Consider the following 21504-nt stretch of genomic DNA (forward strand, 5'->3'; position numbering starts at 1 on the left):
TTCACCGGACGAGGGGAACTACGTCCTCGCCGAGCAGGCTGCGCAGGCCGATCAGGGTGAGGCTGATGGCGAAGCCGAGCAGGATGGAGACGCCGATCCCGGCCCACCACTTGAGGCGGTTGTCCCGGGCGGGCGGGCCGAAGCGGGGCTGGGTCTGTGGTCGCCATGGGCGTTCCCGGGCCAGCCACCAGAGCAGGCCGAGGCCGAGCGGTACGCCGGAGACGAGCCAGAACCAGAACCACTTCGTGCCGGTGACCGGGTCGGGCGCGGAGACCAGCGCCCAGAGGAACAGCAGACTGCCGGCAATGAGCAGGCCGGCCTGAATGGCTCCGACAGGCGGGTCGGCTGGGCGCCGGGCTTCGTAAGCCTGCAGCTGCTGGTTGAGAGCGTTCGCTTCAGGAGCGCTGTCGTCGCTGGTGTTCTGCTCCTCCACGGTGGTGTGGTGGCGGCGGCCGTCGGTGGTGTGCCAGAGGAGGATGGGGCCGGGACCGCCGGACTCCTGAAGGTCGGCGGGGAAGGGGCTGACGAGGCCGCCCTGGTTCCGCCAGCCGTCGCCCCATTCGTAGTAGGTGAGGCGCTGTGCAGCGATGTCGGCTCGGACCTGCTCGGGGGTGGACTCGCGTGGGGCGGCCCACCAGGTGACGGCCGCCCAGGCGACCCAGCCGAGCACCAGGATGACGCGTAGCACCTGCCACCACGAGATTGTCGGCCGCCCCCCAACCTCCTGCACTACCGCGTCACCCGTCACGGGCACATCGTCGCAAAGAGTGGCAACGGCCGGCGCACCCGATCGCATCGACGAGGCTCGCTGAGTCGGGCACAATGCGACTGTCCGTTGTGTGCCCGCTACACAAAGTTGTAGTCGGTGTCGTGGAGAGGTTGCGACAGTGTTCGTCCGACGCCTGGGAAAGAATCCGCGTGAGCGGGGCAGCTTGAACAACGCGACATGCCCCGACATCTTCGAGTTGAGTGACGGCTCGTTCGCCGTGATCGGAACAGATCGCACCGCGGAACTGGAAGCACTGCTGCCGGCGGACGCGTCTCGTGCCCAGAATGAACGCATCGTCGTCATCACCAGGGAGACGTTGGTTGCGGCGAAGGCGGATATTCCTGAAATCTAACCGCCCGAGGGATACTTATGGGCGGTTTCGCGCTGCGGGCACATCTTGTGATATTCACTCCAGGTGCGGTCGGCGCACTGGGAGCGCAGGGGGTCAGACGGGTGGAGTTCGTTCGACGGCTGGGAAAGAGCCCGCGGGAGCGTGGCAGTATCAGCCACGACACCTGCCCCGACATTTTCGAGCTGAGTGACGGCTCGTTCGCCGTGATCGGAACGGACATGACCGAGGAACTCGAGGGTGCGCTGCCCGCGGATGCCGGCCGGGCCGGCTATGAGCGCATCGTGGTGATTACCCGCGAGACGTTGATTGCCGCGCAGAGCGATATTCCGGTCGGCTGATCATTTACGCCGCCTTGGGCGCGTCCGACCGATCCGGCACGAGTGTGGGGCCGGCCGAAGAGGAGCGCCCACTCCTGGCGACGACCTCCTCGTATTCGGCGCAGATTCTGTCCACCTGCTGTGCGTAGGAGAACTCCGCGCCATCGGGTTCGAGGTACTTTCGGCCGCTCTCCGTCGCACGCCAATATGCGCGCATCACCGGACTGGAGAACAGGTGGCGCATCATTCGGATGATCCCGGCCTCGGTGTAGATCTCGGACTGTAGTGCTCTCACCTCGAATGAGAAGATCAGGTTGGCGTAGAGGAACTGCCGTTTCGTGCTCGGGGGCAGGTCGAGGTCGAAGTCCGGCCAGACCGCGGCCAGTTCCTCGTCGTCGATGCTCATCTTCAGCAGATTCTGGTGGAGCATGCCGAGGTTGGCGTGTGACGTGCGCCGGAGCTCCGCATGGTTGTGGATCAGAAACTGCCTCTGGCGCGCGAGTTCGGCACTGTTCTGACGTGCGGTGATCACCACCGCAAGCAGGGCGAGACTGCTGATGATGGAACTGAGCACGCCGAAGGTCTGGCCCACGTCGCTCCAGGTGCGCCACTCCTCGGAGGCGCCCTGGCGAGCCAGTACGGCGGCGACGCCCACTCCCGCGAGCAGGGTGACGAGCACGACCCCGCAGACGACCGCCAGCCAGGTGGCGACGCGGCTCAGCATGGTGGTTCTTCGCGGTGCGATACCGACCGATGACTCTTTCATGGTGTCACGACCCTCAAGGACTCGCGGCAGAGATCGTCGCACACCGCGACCGCTCTCTTCTATTCTCTGCTCTCATATTGCATTGCCGTATCAAGCGGCGCCAGCATGGAGCGGTGAATGATTGTCGTGAGGGCCTTGTATCGATCGGCTAACTAGCAAGTTGCGGTGTAGCAATAATCCAGCTATATGATTTTTAAGGAGAGGAAAGGGCGGCCGGTTTCCCCGCCGCCCTTTCCGCTCGCACGTATCTGAGATCAAGCGGCGTTCGACAGGTCCGTGACGGCCGTCGCCTTGTTCCCGTCAGTCGCGTTCTTCAGCTGCGGCACCAGCACCTCCAACGCATACAGCAACGCATTGGGCCCGCTGTAAGCCAACGCCCCACCCAACGGCGTCGAGAACGACGTGTACAAAGCCCGGTCCTCACCAACCACCTTCAACCGGCTGAAAGCCGGCGAGGCCAGCATGTCCTTCTTCGTCGCCCCGTTCACGAAGAGCACATCCCGGTCCAGCAGGTCGAGCCGCTCCTCGCTGACGTCCTCCGACTCGCTCTGCGCCGCGAAGCCGAGGGCGTCGAACAGGGCCCGCCGCGGGTCCTTGGCCGGGATCAGCCAGTGCTGCCCCTTCTCCGGGCCGAAGTCCACCACCAGCGTCTTCCCCGCGAACTGGGGGTTCGCCGCCTTGGCCTCGTCGATCTTCGCGTTCACCTTGGCCACCAGAGCCTGCGCCTCGCTCGACTTGCCCAGCGCCTTGCCCGTGGTCAGCGTCTGCACGTCCCACGGGGTCTGCTCGTCCGCGTAGTCCTTGGACTGGATGACCGTCGGGGCGATCTGGGAGAGCTTGTCGTACGTCTCCTTGTTGATCGTCTCGTAGATCGCCAGGATCAGGTCCGGCTGCTGCTTGATGATCGCCTCGAAGTTGATCTCGGCCGAGAACGTGGTCAGCTGCTTGCCGGCCAGCGCCTCCTTGACCCACGGGTACGTCGGGTACTCGGTGAACCATTCGCGGGTGCTCACCGGGACCACGCCCAGCGCCAGCACCGGGTCCTGGTCGTTCCAGCCGACGGTGACGACCCGTTCCGGCTGCTTCTCGATCGTGGTCGAGCCGAACTTGTGCTCGATGCTGACCGGGAAAGCGGCGGCGGCCGAGCCCGATGCGGCGGGCGCGGCGGCACCGTCCTCTTCGGACCCGCAGGCGGTGATGGTGGTGGCGGCGAGCAGACCGGCGGCGACGGCGGTGAGGGCGCGTCGCCAGCCGCCCAGGCGGCGGTTCATCTATGTGGCTCCTAGCTGAGGGGGCGTTGGATCAAGGATGAGGTTAGGCTAGGCTAACTTTGCTTCCGCGACGACCCCCTCGCGGGCCTCATCCACCCCAGGAGGACGACACATGCAGCGGACCCTGCTCGGCGGCAAGATCCACCGCGCCACCGTGACCCAGGCTGACCTGCACTACGTGGGTTCGATCACGATCGACAAGACCCTGATGGACGCGGCCGACCTGGTCGAGGGCGAGCAGGTCCAGGTGGTCGACATCGACAACGGTGCGCGGCTGGTGACGTACGTCATCGAGGGTCCGGCCGGCTCCGGCGTGATCGGCATCAACGGCGCGGCCGCCCGGCTCGTCTCGGTCGGCGACCTGATCATCATCATGTCGTTCAAGCAGGTCGACGAGCGCGAGCGCGCCGACTACGTGCCGCGCGTCGCGCACGTCAACGCGCAGAACCAGCTGATCGAGATCGGCTCGGACCCGTCGGCACCGGTCCCCGGCGCGGACGACCAGATCTCCGGCGTTCTGGTCCACTGAGGCTGGCGGGGCCGGGGGCACTGCGATGGGCGCGCTGACGATCTGCCGGGACTGCTGCTGCGGCAGCGCCGACAAGCATCCGGAAACCGACCACGACGCCCAACTGGAGGCGATCCGCGGCGCGGTGGGTGACAGACATCGCGTACGCGTGAGCGAATGCCTACGAGTCTGCGAACGCTCGAACGTGGTCGTGGTGCACCCGACCCCGGCCGCCCGCCGAGCCGGCGCCCGCCTGGTCCACCTGGGCGACGTCCTCGACGACAATCTCGTCGGCGCGGTGGCCGCCTGGCTGGACGCAGGCGGCCCAGGCATCGCAAAGGTCCCGGAGCCCCTGACCGCCCGCATCTTCAACCCGGCCGACTACGCCGACTGACGCCCCGGCCCGAGGCTCAGTCCATGCGCAGCGGCGCGGCCACGAGCACCAAACAAGCCAGAACCGCGATCCCGATACGGACCCCGCGCAGCCCCCGCCACCAAGGCAGCAACCACAACCCCAGCCACAGCACCCCGAAGACGGCGACGTGCTGGCCGACCACTTCGAGGGTGATCTCCTCACACCGGTTGTCGGCCAATGACTTCGCGCACACCTCGGGGACCTCGCCGAAGGCTTCCCCCAGCACCATCAGCATGCCCACGGCGGCCGCGACAGCCGGCCCGAGCACCAGAGTGACCAGCGGTGTCAGCAACCACCCGGCCAGATCCCGGCGACGGTCCGTTCGCGGGCCACCAGTCGCATTCTGCACGCCCGCACCCTAGCCTCAGACCGGGTAATCAGTCCGGTGCGCGTAGGTGAGCTGGTCCGCAGCGACCCCCCACTCCACGAGGATCCGGCTCAGCTGGCCCTCGTCGCCGGCCTGCGCACTCCGCGCTTCGGTCATCCCGTCGTCCGGCCCGAAGCACCAGTCGTTGTCGATATAGGTGTTGTCGAACTCTCGCTGAAGCACGTTGAACGCACCCCCGGCGAGCGGGTAGACCGCGACCCACGCCCGACGACCGTGTACCGCCGCCGGCACCTCAGCGACGATCAGCCGGCCGCGCCGCAACGCGGTACGCAGGGGGAGGGGCCACTCGTCGATCACGGCCGGAATTGAACCACGAGGTTCTAAGCTGCTGCGGTGGGACGACGAGTGCTGGTAACCGGCGCAAGACGAGGAATCGGCGCTGCGATCGCCGTCGACCTGGCGGCGCCCGGCTGGACGCTCCTCCTGCATCACCTGGACGCCGCCGAAGAGACCGAATCCGTAGCGCGGCAATGCCGGGACCGCGGCGCCCGTACCGAGATCCTCGAAGCCGATCTCGCCGACCCGGCCGCCGTCTCCGCACTCGCCAACCGGGCCGGCCCCGTCGACATCCTCATCAACAACGCCTCCCGGGCCTCGAACGTCTCCTTCGACGCTCTGTCCCTCGACGAGTGGCAGGAGACCTTCGCCGTCAACGTCACCGCGCCGATGCTGCTCGCGCAGGCGTTCGGCGCCGGGATGGCCGAGCGGGGCTGGGGCCGGATCGTCAACGTCACCTCGGCCACCGTGGCGCTCGGCGGGCCGTCCGGGCCCTCGTACGTGGCCAGTAAGGCCGCCCTCGTCGGCCTCACCCGCTCGCTCGCGCGGTCGCTCGGCACCGCCGGGGTCACGGTCAACGCGCTCTCGCCCGGCGCCATCCTGACCGAGCGCGAGCGGGAGATCCTGGGCGACGACCCGCACCCCGGGCTCGTCGCCGCCCAGGCCGTGCCGCGCACGCTGGTCCCGGCGGACCTGCTCACCGCCGTACGGTTTCTGGTTGCCGAAGGCTCCGGGGCGATGACCGGTCAGGTGGTCGAGGTCGGTGGGGGACTGGTGCTCGGTTAGCGGTCCGGGTGGCTGGTCAGGTAGCCACCCATCGTCGTGAAGTACTCCTGAGCCGGCATCTCCACGCCCTCATCGGTGCGGACCGAGCGGATCAGCAGCGCCTTGCTGCGGCCGCGGCGGGCCTCCGCGCCCGCCACGATCGCCACGCCGTCGCCCTCGCGGAAGAAGATGCGGCCCGGCGTGCCGCCATAGACCGCCTGCGAGACCGCGGCCGTGACAATTTCCAGCCGGCGTCCCTTGTGGAAACAGAAGGCCTGGGGGTACGGCGTTGACTGCGCCCGGACCAGCCGTTCCAGTTCCTCGGCCGTCCAGGTCCAGTCGATGCGAATGTCCTCCTCCGACCGCTTGTGGAAGAAGCTCGCCTTCGAGCGGTCCTGCGGCACGAAGTCACGCCGGCCGCTCGCGATGGCTGCCAGGCCGTCGACGGTGATCGGGCCGAACAGCTCCAGCGTCTTGTGGAACAGGTCCGTCGTAGTGTCGGCCGGGCCGACCGGGACCGCGCGCTGCAACACGATCGGCCCCGCGTCCAGCGTGTCGTCCATCATGTGGGCGGTGACGCCCACTTCGCGTTCATCGTTGAGCAGGGCCCAGATCAAGGGCGAGAAGCCCGCGTACGCCGGCAGCAGCGCGTCGTGCACGTTGAGGGTGCCGAACGGCGGCAGGTTGAAGATGCGCGGCGGGATCCAGGTGCGCCAGTTGGTGGCCACGATGACGTCCGGCGCGACCTGCTTCAGCGCCTCGTACAGCTCCTCGTCGTCGGGGCGTTCGCGCAGCATGACCGGCACGCCGTGGGCCTCGGCGAGCTCGGCGACCGAGTCCGACCAGACCTTCTCGTACGCGCCCTCGCCGACCGGGTGGGTGACCACCATGACCACGTCGTGTGCCGAATCCAGCAACGCCTGCAGGGTCCGGTGCCCCCAGGTCTGGAAGCCGAACATGACGACGCGCATGAATTTTTCTCCCTCACTCGGCACTGCGGACGCCTCCGCAGATGCTTAGGTTAGGCTAACCGAAATCTGGGGTCAGGTCGGCCCCGCCGTGGAGGGGACGGACATGTCTGAACCTGAACTCGATGTCGTGGGGATCGGCTTCGGCCCGTCCAATCTGGCCATGGCCATCGCCGTGTCGGAACACAACAGCGGGCGGGGTCCGGATGCGAGGGTGCGCACCCGGTTCCTGGAACGGCAGGCCGGCTTCGGCTGGCACCGCGGCATGCTGCTCGACGACGCCACGATGCAGGTCTCCTTCCTCAAGGACCTGGTGACCCTGCGGAACCCGACCAGTGAGTTCACCTTCCTGCGCTATCTGCACAGCCAGGACCGGCTCATCGACTTCATCAACCACAAGAACCTGTTCCCGCTGCGGGTCGAGTTCCACGACTACTTCGCCTGGGCCGCCGCGCAGGTCGACGACCAGGTCACCTACGACGCCGAGGTGCTCTCGGTGACCCCGGTCGCGTCCTCCGGCGGTGACGTGGTCGCGGTCGACGTGCTCTCGCGCCACGGCGGACAGCTCAGCACCCACCGCGCCCGGAACCTGGTGATCGGCACCGGGCTGCGCCCGCGCCTGCCCGAGGGTGTGACGGCGTCCGACCGGATCTGGCACACCAGCGACCTGCTGCACAACATGCCGAAGCTGCGCGGCACCGAGCCCCGCCGCATTGTCGTGGTCGGCGCCGGGCAGAGCGCGGCGGAGGCGGTCGCGACCCTGCACCGCGAGTTCCCCACGGCCGAGATCTGCGCGGTCTTCTCCCGGTACGGCTACTCGCCGGCCGACGACAGCAGTTTCGCCAACCGCATCTTCGACCCGGCGGCGGTCGACGACTTCTACGTGGCCCCGGAGGACGTGAAGCGGCAGCTGATGGGCTACCACGCCAACACCAACTACTCCGTGGTCGACATGGACCTGATCGACGACCTGTACCGGCGGGCGTACCAGGAGAAGGTGCTCGGCAAGCAGCGGCTGCGGATGCTGAACGTGTCCCGGCTGACCGAGGTGGCCGACGGACCGGACCAGGTGGTGGCGAGCGTACGGTCGCTGGTCACCGGGGAGACCCAGCGGCTGGCCGCGGACGTGGTGGTCTGCGCGACGGGCTACCACCAGGCCGACCCGTACGCGATCCTGGGCGAACTCGCCGACCTGTGCCACCGCGACGAGCTGGGCCGCCCGAGGGTCGAGCGCGACTACCGCGCGGCGACCGACCCCCGCCTGCGGGTGGGCATCTACCTCCAAGGCGGCACGGAGCACACGCACGGCATCACGTCGGCGCTGCTGTCGAACACCGCGATCCGGGTGGGGGAGATCCTCGACTCGGTGGTGACCCGCCGTTCGGCGCCGGCCCTGGTCAGCGTCTGATATTCATTTCCTTGCACGCATAATCATGCATAGGATCGGGTCATGTCCGATCCTCAGCATGGTGCCCGGCCGGCCCGGATAGAGCAGTCGGCCGCGGCGGCGTGGCCGGCCGGCCGCACCGAGACCGCGGCCGGTTGGCTGCTGCGGCACACCCCGGGCGTGGCCCGCCGGCGCTCCAACTCGGCCCTGCCGCCGGCGCCGGACCAGCATCCGGAAGATGCCGTGGACGCGGTGGAGGCCTTCTATAGGGCGGCCGGCCTGCCGGTGACGGTCCAGGTAAGCCCGGCCGAGCAGCATTCTGCGCTGGACGCGGCACTCGCCGCCCGCGGCTACCGCCGCGAAGCCCCCACCCTCGTCCTGACCGCTCCCACCGCCGACGTGATCGCCGCGACGCCCCCGGCATCCGCGGCCGTGGTGATCCACCCAGCGGCAAGTGCCGAGTGGCTGGCTGCTTATCAGGAGCTCAACGGGCCCGAGGACACCTCGGCACTGGCCGAGCGGGTCCTCGCGCGGGTCCCGTCGCCGGCCGCGTTCGTGCTTGTCCGGGTGGACGGCCGGGATGCCGCGATCGGGATGTTCGTGGCCGATGGCGAGCGCGCCGGAGTGTTCTGCATGGCGACCCGCCAGGAGTACCGGCGTCGCGGCCTCGCGCTGACCGTCCTCGGCGCCGGAGCGCGCTGGGCAGCCACCCTGAACTGCCACTCGCTGTATCTCCAAGTCGAAGAGGGCACCGTCGCCGCCCGTGAACTGTACTCCCGGGTAGGTTTCGCCCATTCCCACCGCTACCACTACCGGGTCCACTGACGACCGAGAGTGCTGACATTGCGCTGCGTCAACCCCTGCTCTCTGACAGTGGTAAATATAACTCTGCGTGACTGATCATGAGGGGTCTGGTAAGACTTATTTCCACAGTCGACTCGTCCGATTAGTCAGTTCGCAGTGTGATCGTTGTCTTGTCGCGTGTCGTAGCGCACACTTTCGTCCGCGCGTCCGCCCCCTCCCCTGGCGCGAAGGAACCCACATGACGCAACCCCGCCAGCTCCCACCAGCACCGGTACCGCACGTCCGGAAGCGCAGCCCGATCCCTTGGGTGATCTTCGCCGTCCTCGTCGTCGTGGCCGGCATCGTGCTGGTGCCCAAGCTCCTCGACGACGGGAACGCCGACAATGGACCGCAGCCCGTAGCGGCCGCGGAGCAGGATCCGCTCCTCGTCGCGGTGCAGAAGTGCGACCCCGCCAAGAACGGTATGAGGCTCTCTGACAGCAACCGCAAGCTGACCGTCAAAGGCGTCGGGGACAAGTCCCCGGACGGCCTCTCCGCAAGCGCCATGACCTGCGTCTTCGACACTCTGCAGGTGCCCGGCGCGCTGGCCGACCGGATGTACGGCACGGTCGAGGCCGACGGCCGGTTGCAGGGCGACTGGCCCGGCTACTCGGTCTCCTGGACCAACGACCAGAACGAGGGCCTGAACCTGACCGTCACCCGCAACTGAACCACCACGCGAAAGGGGCCACGATCGCCGAGCGGTCGTGGCCCCGTCGTATGCGTCGGCGGCTAGAGCGACAGGGTGGCGGTCAGCCGCGGGTCGTCGAGGGCGTGCGCGGCGGTCACCTCGTACGGGCCCGGAACGGTCTGCCAGCCCTCGTCCCAGACCTGCCAGGTGCGCGGCGGCAGGGGGACACGGACGGTCACGGTCTCGCCGGGGTGGGCCTCGACCGGGTGGAAACCGGCCAGCCACCGCACCGGCCGTTCCGGCGCCGGCGACTCGCCCTGCGCACCGGCGTACACCTGGACGACCTCGCGGCCGAACCGGGCGCCGGTGTTCGTCAGGGTCACGACCGCCTCGGTGGCCGACACCGACAGCGTCTCGTACTGCCAGCTGGTGTAGCCCAGGCCATGGCCGAAGGCGTACAGCGGGGTGGTGCCGGCCCGCTGCCAGGCCCGGTAGCCGATGAAGATGCCCTCGTCGTAGGCCACCTGGCCGTCGCGGGGGACCACCTCCAGAATCGGGCAGTCCTGCTCGCGGCGCGGCCACGTGGTCGGCAGCCGGCCGCCCGGTTCGGTGACGCCGAGCAGCACGTCGGCCAGCGCCGCCCCGGCCTCCTGCCCCGGGAACCAGGTCAGCAGCACCGCAGCCACGTCGTCGGCCCAGGGCAGCAGCACCGGCGAGCCGGCGTTGACCACCACGACCGTGCGCGGGTTCGCGGCTGCCACCCGTACCACCAGCTCGTCCTGCCGGCCCGGCAGCGAGAGTGACGTGCGGTCGAAGCCCTCGGACTCGACCTGCTCGGTCGTGCCCACGACGACCACCGCGACGTCCGACGCCGCCGCCAGGGCCACCGCCTCCTCGATCATGCTGTCCGCCGAGACGCCCGGCGCCAGGTGGCCCAGCGTCGCGCTGACCGTGTGCGCCATGCCCGGCTGGATGCTCTGGCGCAGCACCACCTCGACCGGCTCGCCGGCCGTCAGCTTCGCGACCGCCCGCTGCTCGCGCGGGGAGAGCAGCAGGTCGGCGCGGGTGGCGCCGGGCGGGTGCAGCGTGCCGCTGTACAGCTGCTGGGCGCCCACCCGCAGGTCGAAGGTGCCGAAGCCGGACACTGCGAAGGTGTGCTCGCCGTCCTGCTCGGGCGTGAACGTCGTGCGCATCTCCAGGCCCGTGACAACGGCCGGGTCCAGGCCCGCGGGCAGGTCGCCGATCCAGCGCACGGCGGCGGTGTCGACGCCGAAGCGGTGCCCGGCACCCAGCAGCTCGATCGACGCCGGCTGCGGCAGCGCGGGCAGGAACGGGCGCGGGTCGGCGCCGACGGCGTGCACCACGTCCACGCCGGACAGCGCCCGGCTCAGGCCGTCCAGCGGGGAGATCACGTGCGGCGGCACCACCTGGGCGCTGCCGCCGCCGAGCACCCGGGCGTCCGTGGCCAGCGCCCCGATCACGGCGACCTTGGTCAGCGCCGCCGGCTCCAGGGGCAGCGTGAACTGCTCGTTGCGGGCCAGCACGAAAGACCGGGCCGCGACCTCGTGCGCCACGGCGTCGCCGTCCAGGTCCGGCGGGGGAGACCCGACCGCCGGGGGTACGCCGTCAAGCACGCCCACCCGGCCGGCCAGACGCAGCACCCGCCGTACCTTGTCGTCGATCAGCTCCTCGGCCACCTCGCCGGCCCGCACCGCCGCGACCAGCTTGGCCCCCCACGGGTTCTCCAGCGCCGGCATGGCGATGTCCAGCCCGCCCAGCGCGGCGGCGACCGTCTCCCGGGCCGCCCGCCAGTCAGAGACCACGATGCCGTCGAAGCCCCACTCGTCCTTGAGGATGTCGGACTGCAGCCGGCCGTTCGAGGCCATCGGCTCGCCGTTGACGCCGTTGTAGGCGCTCATCACACCCCAGCCACCGGCCGCCACCACCCGTTCGAACGGCGCCAGATACAGCTCGCGCAGCGCCCGCTCGCCGATCCGCACGTCGACGGTCATCCGGTCGGTCTCGAAGTCGTTGCCCACCAGATGCTTCACCGTGGTGCCGACGCCGTGCTCCTGCACCCCGTCCACGAAACCGACCGCGATCTCGCCGCTGAGCAGCGGATCCTCCGAGTAGCACTCGAAGTGCCGGCCGCCCAGCGGGGTGCGCTGCAGGTTGACCGTGGGGCCGAGCAGCAGGTGCACGCCCTTGCGCCGGGACTCCTGACCGAGCAGGTGCCCGGCCTTGCGGGCCAGCGCCGGATCCCAGGTGGCGGCCAGCGCGGTCGGGCTGGGCAGGGCGATCGACGGATCGTCGGGGGCCCAGCCGGTGCCGCGGACGCCGATCGGCCCGTCGGACATCACCAGCGAGCGCAGCCCGATCTCCGCGATCGCGGGCAGGGACCAGAAGTCCTGGCCGCCCAGCAGCGACACCTTCTGCTCGAGGGTCAACCGGGCCAGCAGGTCATCCATGGAAGCGCTCCCATCACGTCGAATACCAAGATCCTACGTGCGCAGGTAGGAGGCCCCGTTGAGGTCGATGATCGTCCCAGAAGCCCACTCCGCCTCGGCCGACGCCAGCCAGTGCACCGCACTCGCGATCTCCGCCGGCCGCGCCACCCGGCCGAACGGGCTCTGCGCCCGGATCGCGTCCCCGCGCGGCGACTTCAGGTGCTCGTTGGTCATGTCGGTCTCCACAAAACCCGGGGCCACACAAGCCACCCCGATCCCGTACGGGGCCAGCGCCACCGCCAGCGACTGCGCCATCGAGTTCATGGCCGCTTTGCTGGCGCCGTACGCGGGCTGGTCCGGCTCGCCCCGGAAAGCGCCGCGCGACGACACGTTGATGATCCGGCCCCCGCGCTCGCGCATGTGCTGCGCCGCCGCCCAGGACGCGTTCGCCGCCCCGAACAGGTTCACGTCGAAGGTGGCCCGCCAGTTGGCCAGCCACTGCTCGTAGCCGGTGCCGAAGATCGGGTGCGGGCGGTCCGTGGGGCCGAACACGCCGGCGTTGTTGACCAGCACGTCCAGGCCGTCCAGCCGCTGCGCCGCCTCGTCGACCATCGCCCGTACCGCTGTGGGGTCGGCCAGATCCGCCCGTACCACGATGTGGCCGCGGCCCGGCAGCGCCGCGGCCAGTTCCTCGGCCAGCGCGGCCGAGTCCCGGTGATGGATGGCGACCCGGTCGCCGGCCTCGGCGAACCGGGTCGCGACGGCCCGGCCGATGCCGCGGGAGGAACCGGTCACGAGGATCGCGCGTCCTGTCATGGCCTCACTCTAGGATCTTCGGCGTGGACAACGACTGCCTGTTCTGCCGCATCGTCGCCGGGGAGATCCCCGCGAGCGTCGTGCACGAGACCCCCACCACGCTGGCCTTCCGCGACATCGACCCGAAGGCCCCGGTGCACGTCCTGGTGATCCCCAAGGCGCACCACCGGGACGTCGTCGCGCTGGCCGCCGACCCCGCCGCGGCCGCCGACGTGCTGGCCGCGTCGGCCGCGGTCGCCGAGGCCGAGGGGCTCACCGGCGACGGCTTCCGGCTGATCTTCAACACCGGCAGCCACGGCGGCCAGGAGGTCTTCCACGTGCACGCCCACGTCGTCGGTGGCCGGCCGCTCGGGCCGATGGTGGCCCGGTGACCCCGGAGCAGCGCCTGGAGCGCGCCGTCCGCAGGGTCCAGGCCGACGCCCGGGTGCCCGCCCTCTCCGTCGCCCTGCACCGCGCCGACCGCAGCCTCTGGACCTGCACCGTCGGCACCTCCGGCCACCCCCGCGCCCTCGACGCGCAGAGCCGCTTCCGGATCGGCTCGGTCACCAAGACCTTCACGGCCGTACTGGTCATGCAGGCCCGCGACGACGGCCTGCTCGACCTCGACGACCCGATCGCCACCCACCTCGACGTGCCCTCGCACGGCACCGCCACCATCCGCCGGCTGCTCTCGCACACCGCCGGCTTCCAGCGCGAGCCGTACGGCGACGTGTGGGACCTGCTGGTCGCACCCGACGACGCCGCCCTGCTCGCCGACCTGGCCAAGGCCGAGCGGGTGCTGCCCAACAACCGCCGCTACCACTACTCCAACCTGGGCCTGGCCGTGCTCGGGCAGCTCGTCGCCAAGCTGCGCGGCGGCACCTGGGCCTCGGTGCTGCACGAGCAGATCCTCGAACCGCTCGGCCTGACCTCCACCACCGTCGAGCCGACCGGCGACGCCGTGGTCGGCTACCTGGTGGACACCTATTCCGACGCCGCCCGTCCCGAACCGCAGCTCGACATGGGCGGCGCCGCCCCGGCCGCGCAGCTCTGGAGCACCGCCGGCGACATGGCCCGCTGGGCGGCCTTCCTGGCCGGCCCGGAGCTCGTCGACCCCGGCGCGCTGGTGCTGGCGCCCGAGACCCTCGACGAGATGCGCTGGCCGCAGACCACGACCGACGAGACCCTCTGGTCCGGCGGCTTCGGCCTCGGTCTCATCCTCGCGCCCCAGGGCCGCCGGGTGATGCACGTCGGGCACGACGGCGCCATGCCCGGCTTCCTCGCCGGCGTCTACGGCCGGCGCGGCGGCGAGGGCAACCCGGGCGCGCTGGGCGCCGCGGTGCTCGCCTCCTCCGGCACGGCCACCGAGATCAACGACCTGGTCCACGAGCTGCTCGCCCTGGCCGTCGAGGCCGACCCCGCCGAGGTCCGTGCCTGGTCACCGGGCCGGGCCGCCCCGCCGGCGTACCGCTCGGTGCTCGGACCCTGGTGGAGCGAAGGCTTCGCGCACGTCTTCAGCTGGCACGACGGCGCGCTGCAGTCCCGCGGGGCCGACGCGCCGGCCGACCGGCCGCCGTCGATCTTCCGGCCGCTGCCCGACCAGCCCGACGTGCTCCGGACGATCTCCGGGCGCGAGGCCGGCGAGCTGCTCCGGCTGACCCGCGACGCCGACGGCCGGGTGGTCCGGATGCACTGGGCCACCTACCGGTTCACCCGGGTCCAGGAGACCTTCGACGGCGTGCCGGTCTCCGAGGGCTGACCCGCTGTTCCCGGCCCGGCCGACCCGCCGATAATGGCATCGGCGCGGGTGCCGCCGACCGGATACGATGGCACGATCCTTACGCGGACCGCCGGAGAGGCGGGCCTCTCCGAACCGGGACGAGAATGAGAGCAGGTGGCTGAGGCCTCACGGCCGCCCCTATGACCGGCACCGATCCCAGCAACGCTGCCGCCCGGGCCCAGACCAGGATCTCGGTCTCCGACCCGAAGATCATGGTGAACCTGCTCGGCGCCAAGGACGAGATCCTGCGGCACATCGAGCGGACCCTCACCAGCGACGTCCACGTCCGCGGCAACGAGATCACCATCACCGGCGTGCCCGCCGACAACGCCACGGCCGAACGACTCTTCTCGGAGCTCATCGAGCTGATCGAGAGGGGCGAGACCCTCAGCGTCGACGCCGTCCGCCGCACCGTCGCGATGCTCGAGCAGAACACGGCCGAGCGCCCCGCCGAGGTGCTGACCATCAACATCCTCTCCCGGCGCGGCAAGACGATCCGCCCCAAGACGCTCGGGCAGAAGCGCTACGTCGACGCCATCGACGAGAACACGATCGTCTTCGGCATCGGCCCGGCCGGCACCGGCAAGACCTACCTGGCGATGGCCAAGGCCGTCCAGGCGCTGACCGCCAAGCAGGTCAACCGGATCATCCTGACCCGTCCGGCGGTCGAGGCGGGCGAGCGGCTGGGCTTCCTGCCCGGCACGCTCAACGAAAAGATCGACCCGTACCTGCGGCCGCTGTACGACGCGCTGCACGACATGCTCGACCCCGAGTCGATCCCCCGCCTGATGGCAGCGGGTACGATCGAGGTCGCCCCGCTAGCCTATATGCGGGGTAGGACTTTGAACGATGCGTTCATCATCTTGGACGAGGCGCAGAACACGACGCCCGAGCAGATGAAGATGTTCCTGACCCGGCTCGGCTTCGGCGCCAAGATCGTGGTCACCGGTGACGTCACCCAGGTCGACCTGCCCGGGGGCACCACCAGCGGGCTGCGTATCGTCCGGGAGATCCTGCAGGGCGTCGATGACGTGCACTTCTCCGAGCTCACCAGCTCCGACGTCGTCCGGCACCGGCTGGTCGCCGAGATCGTCGACGCCTACGGCCGCTACGACGTCGAGCAGGAACAACAGGCCACGCAGTCCGTCCATGCCGTGCCGGGCCGGGCCGCCAGCGGTGGCCGCCCGAACCGCCGGCGCTGATAAGGGGTTACGCACTACATGTCCATCGAGATCGCCAACGAGTCGGGAGTCGAGGTCGACACCGACGCGATCCTGGCGGTGGCCCGGCACGCGCTCGAGGAGATGGGGGTCAACCCCCTCGCCGAGCTCTCGATCCTGCTGGTCGACATCGACTACATGACCGAGCTCAACCATCGCTGGATGGGCAGTGACGGTCCCACCGACGTGCTCGCCTTCCCCATGGACGAGGGCAGCGTCGACCACGGTCCCGGCGAGGCCGGCACGGGTGAGCCGGCCCTGCTCGGCGACATCGTGCTGGCCCCCGAGGTCGCGGCGAAGCAGGCCGCGGTCGCCGGGCACACCCCCGCGGACGAGCTGCACCTGCTCACCGTGCACGGGGTCCTGCACCTGCTCGGCTACGACCACGCCGAGCCCGAGGAGGAGCGCGAGATGTTCGCGTTGCAGGCCCGGCTCCTGCAGAGCTGGCGCTCCGGACGGCGGGCCGGCTGATCCCCGTGGAGCCGTTCTTACTCGCGGCCGGCCCGACCAGCGGGCTGCCCGACGTGCAACTGGTGATCTACGCCGCGGTCCTGGTCTTCCTGGCCGGCCTGGCGTCGATGACCGACGCGGCGCTGGCCACGGTCTCCTCGGCGCGCGCCGCCGAGATGGCCCGCGAAGGCCAGCGCGGTGCCGCCGCCCTGGAAGCCGTCGCCGGTGACGTCGTCCGCCACCTCAATCTTCTGCTGCTGCTCCGGCTGCTCTGCGAGCTGACCGCGACCACGCTGGTCGCGCTCGTCGCGGTGGACAGCTGGGGCGTCGGCTGGCGGGCCGCGCTGGTCACGGCCGGGGCGATGACGCTGGTCAGCTTCGTCGTGGTCGGTGTCGCCCCGCGTACGGTCGGGCGCCAGCACGCGTACGCGGTGGGTAAAGCCGCCGCGCCGCTGGTCCGCTGGCTGGGCCGGGTGCTGAATCCGCTGGCGTCCCTGCTGATCCTGATCGGTAACGCGGTCACGCCCGGCAAGGGCTTCCCCGAGGGCCCGTTCGGCAGCCAGGTCGAGCTGCGCGAGCTGGTCGACCTGGCCGAGCAGCGCGGCGTCGTCGAGCACGGCGAACGCGAGATGATCCACTCCGTCTTCGCGCTCGGTGACACCATCGCCCGCGAGGTGATGGTGCCGCGCACCGAGATGGTGTGGATAGAAGCACCCAAGACGTTGCAGCAGGCGCTGTTCCTCTTCCTGCGCTCCGGCTTCTCCCGCATCCCGGTGATCGGCGAAAGTGTCGACGACGTGCTCGGCGTTCTGTACCTCAAGGACGTCGTGCGCAGCACCCAGAACGGCGACCCGGCGGCCTCGGCCATGCCGGTCGCCGAGCTGATGCGCGGCGCGACCTTCGTGCCGGAGTCCAAGCCGGTCGACGACCTGCTGTCGGAGATGCAGGCGGCCCGCACCCACCTGGTCATCGTCGTCGACGAGTACGGCGGCACGGCCGGCCTGGTCACCATCGAGGACATCCTCGAGGAGATCGTCGGCGAGATCACCGACGAGTACGACGTCGAGCGCCCGCCCGTGGAACACCTCGACGACGGCTCGGTGCGGGTCACCGCCCGGCTGCCGATCGAGGACCTCGGCGAGATTTTCCATGTCGAGCTGCCGGCCGACGAGGTCGAGACCGTCGGCGGCCTGCTCGCCCAGACCCTGGGCCGGGTGCCGATCCCGGGCGCGTCCGTCGACGTCGGCGGCCTGCACCTGATCGCCGAGGGCACCACCGGCCGCCGCAACCGGATCGACTCGGTGCTGGTGTGCCGGGTCGAAACCGCCTCAGACGAAGCTGAGGACACCGAGAACATCCCCGAGACCGAGGAAAGACAGCACGCTGATGCCTGACCAGACCAGCCCCGCCGGACCCGCCGTCCCCGCCGCCGAGGGCGAGCTCACCGCCGAGGACGCCAAGCTGGTCACGCTGGCCCGCGGCGCCCGCGCCCGGGTGGGCGCGGTCGAAGGAGCAGCGGTACGCGACCAGGACGGCCGCACGTACGCGGCGGCAACCGTCGTCCTGCCCAGCCTGGCGGTGACGGCGCTGCAGCTCGCGGTGGCCTCCGCGGCGGCAGCCGGCGCGACCAAGCTCGAGGCGGCGGCGGTGGTGACGGAAGCATCGACGCTGGACGGCGCCGGGCACGCGGCTGTGCGTGATCTGGCGGCGGACGCCCCGATCCATGTGGCGTCGCCGACCGGGGCCCTGCTGGGCACGGTGACGGCGTGACGACGGGTGGCGAGGCTTCGGGTCGGGATGGGGACGCGGCGCGCGGTAAGGCCGGGCGCTCGTCGGGGGCCCGCGGTGGCGCTGAGGGTTCGGCTGCTGGGGGTCTCGGGCGGAAGGCTCGTGCCGGAGATGCTGAGGGCGCCGGAGGCGTCGGTGGTTCGCGAGGCGCTGGTGGCCTCGGTGGTTCGCGAGGCGCTGGTGGTGGCGCAGGTGCAGGCGGTTCTCGAGGCGGCGGAGTCGCTGGAGGCGGCGGAGGCCGCTCCGGGAGCGTCGCTGGGCGCGATGGTGAAGCCCGTGGCTCGGCCGGCGCTCGCGGCAGCGGTGGCGCCCGCGGCGCTGGGGGAGCGCGGGGAAGCGCTGGTAGGCCTGCGGGTGGTGCCGGTGCGGGGCGGCAGGTGCTGCCGACGCGGTCGGATGCTGTCAGTGAGACCGGGGAGCTTCGGCCGGCGCGTTCCAAGCCCAAGTGGAGTCCGCGGACTGCGGCCGGGGGGACCGGGCGTTCCCAGGCGGCTGCGGCTGGTGGGCGTTCGCAGAGCACCGGTGGGGAGCGGCGGGCTGCGGGCGGCCGGGGGAACCGGGCTGGTGCTGAGGTCGGTGGCGCGGAGCGTCCTGTCGTTGGCGGTGCCGAGGAGCGGCAGCTGACTGCGGGGGAGCGGAACGAGCTTCGGCGGCAGGAGCGGCGGGCGGCTCGGCGCGAGCAGGGCGGTGCGGCGAGTGGCGGGGCGAAGCGTGGCGTCGGTGCGGGCAAGCGTGGTGAGGCCGGCGGGGCTGCGAAGCGAGGCGAAGCCGTGGGCGGAGCGAAGCGCGGTGAAGCCGCTGGTGGTGCGGCTGCGGCCGCGGGTGGCGCCGCGGTGAGCGGCGGAGCAGCGGGTAGTGCGAAGCGTGGCGCGGCGGGTAGCGGCGAAGCGGCGGGTAGTGCGAAGCGTGGCGCGGCGGGTAGCGGCGAAGCCGCGGGTAGCGCGAAGCGTGGCGCTGCGGTGAGCGGCGGAGCTGCGGGTAGTGCGAAGCGAGGTGCCGCTGGAAGCGGCGGAGCCGCGAGCGGTGCACGGCAAGGCGAAGCCGTGGGCGGAGCCAAGAAGCGAGGCGCAGCGGGGAGCGGCGGAGCCGCGGGCGCGAAGCGCAGCGAAGCCGGAGGCGCAGCGAAGCGCAACACCACGAGCGGCGAGAACGTCCGTGGGGCGAAAACTCCCGCTGAGCGCGACAGTGCCAGTGCTTCCGTGCCGGCCGCCGCCGGGGCGGGCGTTGGTGCGGACGGCGCGACTGAGTCAGGCGACCTGAGCCCGGGGCCACGGGCTTCCGGCGGCGCGGCTGATGCCCGTACGGGAAGAAAGAAGCATCGGCACAAGGCGGCCAGCCGGGAGATCAAGGTCGCGGATGATGTCTACCGTGCCGGGTTTGCCTGTTTTGTTGGCAGGCCCAATGCGGGTAAATCCACGCTGACCAATGCAATCATCGGTCAGAAGATCGCCATCACGTCCAACAAACCGCAGACCACCCGGCACATCATCCGCGGCATCCTGCACCAGGAGCACGCCCAGCTCGTGCTGGTCGACACCCCCGGCCTGCACCGGCCCCGGACGCTGCTCGGTGAGCGCCTCAACGACCTGGTCCGCGAGACCTGGAGCGAGGTCGACGTGATCGGCATCTGCTTCCCGGCGGACGAGCCGGTCGGCGCCGGTGACCGGTTCATCTCGGCCGAGATGGCCGAGCTCAAGGCCACCGTCATCGCCGTGGTCACCAAGGTCGACCTGGTCGATCCGGCGACGCTGGCGCAGCGGCTGATGGATGTCAGCAAGCTCTACGACTTCGCCGACATCGTGCCGGTCAGCGCCGTTTCCGGCCACCAGGTGGAGACCCTGGTCGACGTGATCGTCAAGCAGCTGCCGGAGTCGCCGCCGCTGTATCCGGACGACGTGCTGACCGAGGAGCCCGAGCAGGTGCTCATCGGGGAGCTGATCCGCGAGGCCGCGCTCGAGGGCGTCCGGGAGGAGCTGCCGCACTCGATCGCCGTGCTGGTCGAGGAGATGGTGGTCGAGGGCCGGTCGATGAAGATCTACGCGAACCTGTACGTCGAGCGGGACAGCCAGAAGTCGATCGTGATCGGCACCGGGGGCGCCCGGCTCAAGAATGTCGGCACCAAGGCGCGCGCCGAGATCGAACAGTTGCTGGGCCGCAAGATCTATTTGGATCTGCACGTGCGGATCGCCAAGGAATGGCAGCGCGACCCCAAGCAGCTTCGTCGACTCGGTTTTTAATCGCTTTTGTGGGTCTTATCACCGGATGCCGGTTTCGGTTTGCTTTGTGGGGGCTTATTTAGATAGCCCTTTACGTCATGCGGAATCGGTACCTGGACCTGTTGCGTGCCATCGCCATCGTCCGGGTGGTGGTCTACCACTCCACCGGCTGGGTCGCCCTGACCATCGCGTTCCCCGCCATGTCGGTGATGTTCGCGCTGGCCGGCTCGCTGATGGCGGCCTCGCTCGACCGGTCCGGGCCGCTCGCCGTCGAGCGCCGGCTGCGCCGCCTGCTGCCGTCGCTGTGGGCGATGTCCGCGATCGCCGTGCCGGCCATGCTGCTCACCGGCCTCGCCTGGGACTGGAAGATCCTGTACTGGGCGTTTCCGGTGCAGGACCCGCCGGCCAACGGCTGGGGCTCGATGGCCCTGAGCGCCACCTGGTACCTGCGGGACTTCCTCTGGTTCGTGCTGCTCTCACCGCTCGCCCTGCCGGTCTTCCGCCGCTTCCCGAAACTGTCCCTGGCGACGCCCTACACCGCCCTGGCGGTCATCACCCTGCTCGGCCTCACCCCGCACCCGATCGTGCGCGACATGGCCCTCTACGGCGGCGCTTGGCTGCTCGGCTTCGCCCACCACGACGGGATGCTGCGCCGGCTCGCGCGGCGCCGGCTGGCCGGCTTCGCGGTGCTGCTGGCGACGGCCGGCGCCGGCTGGGTGCTCACCCATCCCGGACCCCGGGGGTACGACCTCAACGACATCCCGCTCGGCAACGCGCTCTGGTCCGCGGCGTTCATCCTCGTCGCGCTCGGCCTGGCCCCGGCCGTCACCGCGACCCGGGCGTCCCGGCTGGTCACCGTGCTCAACGCGCGGGCCCTGACGATCTACCTCTGGCACGTGCCGATCATCGTGGCGGTGACCCGCATCGGGGAGACGCACGGCCTGCCGGTGCGCGGCGCGACCGGGATCGGGTGGCGGCTCGTGGTGATCGTCGCGCTGGTCGGGCTCGCCGTCGCGCTCTTCGGCTGGATCGAGGACTTCGCCGCCGGACGCCGGCCCGTGCTGCTGCCCGGCGGCCGTCCACGCCGGCCGGCCGTGGCGCCGGTGTCGCCCGCTGTCGGGCAGCTCGCCGAGACCGTGCGCTCCTGAGCCG

General features: G+C 70.5%; 24 protein-coding genes. 16 read left to right on the forward strand and 8 right to left on the reverse strand.

Annotated features, from left to right (window positions below):
• Position 1: 1 nt before the first annotated feature.
• Entirely contained in the window at positions 2 to 748 is a 747-nt protein-coding gene (locus tag ACQP2Y_RS08020) for a hypothetical protein (RefSeq protein WP_433725963.1), read from the reverse strand.
• A 139-nt stretch (positions 749 to 887) separates the two neighbouring features.
• Between ACQP2Y_RS08020 and ACQP2Y_RS08025 the strand changes: the two genes are divergently transcribed.
• Entirely contained in the window at positions 888 to 1121 is a 234-nt protein-coding gene (locus ACQP2Y_RS08025) for a hypothetical protein (RefSeq protein WP_433725965.1), read from the forward strand.
• A 101-nt stretch (positions 1122 to 1222) separates the two neighbouring features.
• A complete protein-coding gene (locus ACQP2Y_RS08030; RefSeq protein WP_433725967.1) occupies positions 1223 to 1459 on the forward strand; it encodes a hypothetical protein in 237 nt (78 codons plus the stop codon).
• A 4-nt stretch (positions 1460 to 1463) separates the two neighbouring features.
• Here the strand turns inward: ACQP2Y_RS08030 and ACQP2Y_RS08035 are convergent, their stop codons facing one another.
• Positions 1464 to 2162, reverse strand: coding sequence for a DUF6082 family protein (locus ACQP2Y_RS08035; RefSeq protein WP_433725969.1), 699 nt, complete (start codon positions 2160 to 2162; stop codon positions 1464 to 1466).
• 296 nt (positions 2163 to 2458) lie between these two features.
• Positions 2459 to 3475: an ABC transporter substrate-binding protein gene (locus ACQP2Y_RS08040; protein ID WP_433725971.1), complete on the reverse strand. Its 1017-nt coding sequence runs from the start codon at positions 3473 to 3475 to the stop codon at positions 2459 to 2461.
• Between the two features lie 112 nt (positions 3476 to 3587).
• Here ACQP2Y_RS08040 and panD point away from each other — a divergent pair, with 112 nt between their 5' ends.
• Together panD and ACQP2Y_RS08050 are read left to right on the forward strand one after the other, a co-directional pair.
• Complete coding sequence (gene panD, locus ACQP2Y_RS08045) at positions 3588 to 4004, forward strand: aspartate 1-decarboxylase (RefSeq protein WP_360548847.1); 417 nt, start codon at positions 3588 to 3590, stop codon at positions 4002 to 4004.
• Positions 4005 to 4029: 25 nt separating this feature from the next.
• Positions 4030 to 4377 (forward strand): hypothetical protein, encoded by a 348-nt coding sequence (locus ACQP2Y_RS08050; RefSeq protein ID WP_433725973.1) that lies wholly within the window; start codon positions 4030 to 4032, stop codon positions 4375 to 4377.
• Between the two features lie 16 nt (positions 4378 to 4393).
• Here the strand turns inward: ACQP2Y_RS08050 and ACQP2Y_RS08055 are convergent, their stop codons facing one another.
• Positions 4394 to 4747: a hypothetical protein gene (locus ACQP2Y_RS08055; RefSeq protein WP_433725975.1), complete on the reverse strand. Its 354-nt coding sequence runs from the start codon at positions 4745 to 4747 to the stop codon at positions 4394 to 4396.
• Between the two features lie 15 nt (positions 4748 to 4762).
• Entirely contained in the window at positions 4763 to 5083 is a 321-nt protein-coding gene (locus ACQP2Y_RS08060) for a hypothetical protein (RefSeq protein ID WP_433725977.1), read from the reverse strand.
• Between the two features lie 36 nt (positions 5084 to 5119).
• On the opposite strand from ACQP2Y_RS08060, the gene ACQP2Y_RS08065 reads away from it, so the two are divergent.
• Positions 5120 to 5848: an SDR family NAD(P)-dependent oxidoreductase gene (locus ACQP2Y_RS08065; RefSeq protein ID WP_433725979.1), complete on the forward strand. Its 729-nt coding sequence runs from the start codon at positions 5120 to 5122 to the stop codon at positions 5846 to 5848.
• On the opposite strand, the gene ACQP2Y_RS08070 is transcribed toward ACQP2Y_RS08065, so the two are convergent.
• Positions 5845 to 6798, reverse strand: coding sequence for a methionyl-tRNA formyltransferase (locus tag ACQP2Y_RS08070; RefSeq protein WP_433725981.1), 954 nt, complete (start codon positions 6796 to 6798; stop codon positions 5845 to 5847). The genes ACQP2Y_RS08065 and ACQP2Y_RS08070 overlap by 4 nt on opposite strands.
• Positions 6799 to 6901: 103 nt before the next feature.
• Between ACQP2Y_RS08070 and ACQP2Y_RS08075 the strand changes: the two genes are divergently transcribed.
• The 3 genes from ACQP2Y_RS08075 (at position 6902) to ACQP2Y_RS08085 (ending at position 9695) form a co-directional block, all read left to right on the forward strand.
• Complete coding sequence (locus tag ACQP2Y_RS08075) at positions 6902 to 8203, forward strand: lysine N(6)-hydroxylase/L-ornithine N(5)-oxygenase family protein (RefSeq protein ID WP_433725983.1); 1302 nt, start codon at positions 6902 to 6904, stop codon at positions 8201 to 8203.
• A 42-nt stretch (positions 8204 to 8245) separates the two neighbouring features.
• Positions 8246 to 9007 carry a GNAT family N-acetyltransferase gene (locus ACQP2Y_RS08080; protein ID WP_433725985.1) on the forward strand — a complete coding sequence of 254 codons (762 nt, stop codon included), beginning with the start codon at positions 8246 to 8248 and terminating at the stop codon, positions 9005 to 9007.
• Positions 9008 to 9224: 217 nt separating this feature from the next.
• On the forward strand, positions 9225 to 9695 hold the full coding sequence (locus ACQP2Y_RS08085; protein ID WP_433725987.1) for a hypothetical protein: 471 nt from the start codon (positions 9225 to 9227) through the stop codon (positions 9693 to 9695).
• Between the two features lie 62 nt (positions 9696 to 9757).
• Here the strand turns inward: ACQP2Y_RS08085 and ACQP2Y_RS08090 are convergent, their stop codons facing one another.
• Both ACQP2Y_RS08090 and ACQP2Y_RS08095 read right to left on the reverse strand, forming a co-directional pair.
• Entirely contained in the window at positions 9758 to 12124 is a 2367-nt protein-coding gene (locus ACQP2Y_RS08090) for a beta-glucosidase H (RefSeq protein ID WP_433725989.1), read from the reverse strand.
• Between the two features lie 33 nt (positions 12125 to 12157).
• Positions 12158 to 12919: an SDR family NAD(P)-dependent oxidoreductase gene (locus tag ACQP2Y_RS08095; RefSeq protein WP_433725991.1), complete on the reverse strand. Its 762-nt coding sequence runs from the start codon at positions 12917 to 12919 to the stop codon at positions 12158 to 12160.
• A gap of 23 nt (positions 12920 to 12942) precedes the next feature.
• Here ACQP2Y_RS08095 and ACQP2Y_RS08100 point away from each other — a divergent pair, with 23 nt between their 5' ends.
• From ACQP2Y_RS08100 to ACQP2Y_RS08135, 8 genes are all read left to right on the forward strand, one after another.
• Positions 12943 to 13290, forward strand: a complete 348-nt coding sequence (locus ACQP2Y_RS08100) for an HIT domain-containing protein (RefSeq protein WP_433725993.1) — start codon at positions 12943 to 12945, stop codon at positions 13288 to 13290.
• On the forward strand, positions 13287 to 14657 hold the full coding sequence (locus ACQP2Y_RS08105; protein ID WP_433725995.1) for a serine hydrolase domain-containing protein: 1371 nt from the start codon (positions 13287 to 13289) through the stop codon (positions 14655 to 14657). The genes ACQP2Y_RS08100 and ACQP2Y_RS08105 overlap by 4 nt, the downstream gene beginning before the upstream one ends.
• A gap of 161 nt (positions 14658 to 14818) precedes the next feature.
• The gene (locus ACQP2Y_RS08110; protein WP_433725997.1) at positions 14819 to 15880 is read left to right on the forward strand and encodes a PhoH family protein; all 1062 of its coding nucleotides are present in this window, start codon (positions 14819 to 14821) and stop codon (positions 15878 to 15880) included.
• A gap of 18 nt (positions 15881 to 15898) precedes the next feature.
• Positions 15899 to 16369, forward strand: a complete 471-nt coding sequence (ybeY, locus tag ACQP2Y_RS08115; RefSeq protein WP_212989908.1) for an rRNA maturation RNase YbeY — start codon at positions 15899 to 15901, stop codon at positions 16367 to 16369.
• A gap of 5 nt (positions 16370 to 16374) precedes the next feature.
• Complete coding sequence (locus ACQP2Y_RS08120; RefSeq protein ID WP_433725999.1) at positions 16375 to 17742, forward strand: hemolysin family protein; 1368 nt, start codon at positions 16375 to 16377, stop codon at positions 17740 to 17742.
• A complete protein-coding gene (locus ACQP2Y_RS08125; protein ID WP_433726001.1) occupies positions 17735 to 18118 on the forward strand; it encodes a cytidine deaminase in 384 nt (127 codons plus the stop codon). The genes ACQP2Y_RS08120 and ACQP2Y_RS08125 overlap by 8 nt, the downstream gene beginning before the upstream one ends.
• Before the next feature lie 1361 nt (positions 18119 to 19479).
• Positions 19480 to 20373: a GTPase Era gene (gene era, locus ACQP2Y_RS08130; protein ID WP_433731825.1), complete on the forward strand. Its 894-nt coding sequence runs from the start codon at positions 19480 to 19482 to the stop codon at positions 20371 to 20373.
• Between the two features lie 77 nt (positions 20374 to 20450).
• Positions 20451 to 21500 (forward strand): acyltransferase family protein, encoded by a 1050-nt coding sequence (locus ACQP2Y_RS08135; RefSeq protein ID WP_433726003.1) that lies wholly within the window; start codon positions 20451 to 20453, stop codon positions 21498 to 21500.
• Positions 21501 to 21504 lie beyond the last annotated feature (4 nt).

The sequence above is a fragment of the Actinoplanes sp. CA-051413 genome (genome assembly GCF_050955795.1).
In the GTDB taxonomy this organism is placed as follows: Bacteria; Actinomycetota; Actinomycetes; order Mycobacteriales; family Micromonosporaceae; genus Actinoplanes.

Bases quoted from the DNA above. Each gene is read 5' to 3' on its own strand.
- ACQP2Y_RS08040 (WP_433725971.1), bottom strand. From the start codon at position 3,475: ATGAACCGCCGCCTGGGCGGCTGGCGACGCGCCCTCACCGCCGTCGCC.
- ACQP2Y_RS08085 (WP_433725987.1), top strand. From the start codon at position 9,225: ATGACGCAACCCCGCCAGCTCCCACCAGCACCGGTACCGCACGTCCGG.
- ACQP2Y_RS08070 (WP_433725981.1), bottom strand. From the start codon at position 6,798: ATGCGCGTCGTCATGTTCGGCTTCCAGACCTGGGGGCACCGGACCCTG.
- ACQP2Y_RS08075 (WP_433725983.1), top strand. From the start codon at position 6,902: ATGTCTGAACCTGAACTCGATGTCGTGGGGATCGGCTTCGGCCCGTCC.
- ACQP2Y_RS08035 (WP_433725969.1), bottom strand. From the start codon at position 2,162: ATGCTGAGCCGCGTCGCCACCTGGCTGGCGGTCGTCTGCGGGGTCGTG.
- ACQP2Y_RS08050 (WP_433725973.1), top strand. From the start codon at position 4,030: ATGGGCGCGCTGACGATCTGCCGGGACTGCTGCTGCGGCAGCGCCGAC.
- ACQP2Y_RS08125 (WP_433726001.1), top strand. From the start codon at position 17,735: ATGCCTGACCAGACCAGCCCCGCCGGACCCGCCGTCCCCGCCGCCGAG.
- ACQP2Y_RS08110 (WP_433725997.1), top strand. From the start codon at position 14,819: ATGACCGGCACCGATCCCAGCAACGCTGCCGCCCGGGCCCAGACCAGG.
- panD (WP_360548847.1), top strand. From the start codon at position 3,588: ATGCAGCGGACCCTGCTCGGCGGCAAGATCCACCGCGCCACCGTGACC.
- ybeY (WP_212989908.1), top strand. From the start codon at position 15,899: ATGTCCATCGAGATCGCCAACGAGTCGGGAGTCGAGGTCGACACCGAC.
- ACQP2Y_RS08095 (WP_433725991.1), bottom strand. From the start codon at position 12,919: ATGACAGGACGCGCGATCCTCGTGACCGGTTCCTCCCGCGGCATCGGC.
- ACQP2Y_RS08080 (WP_433725985.1), top strand. From the start codon at position 8,246: ATGTCCGATCCTCAGCATGGTGCCCGGCCGGCCCGGATAGAGCAGTCG.
- ACQP2Y_RS08090 (WP_433725989.1), bottom strand. From the start codon at position 12,124: ATGGATGACCTGCTGGCCCGGTTGACCCTCGAGCAGAAGGTGTCGCTG.
- ACQP2Y_RS08135 (WP_433726003.1), top strand. From the start codon at position 20,451: ATGCGGAATCGGTACCTGGACCTGTTGCGTGCCATCGCCATCGTCCGG.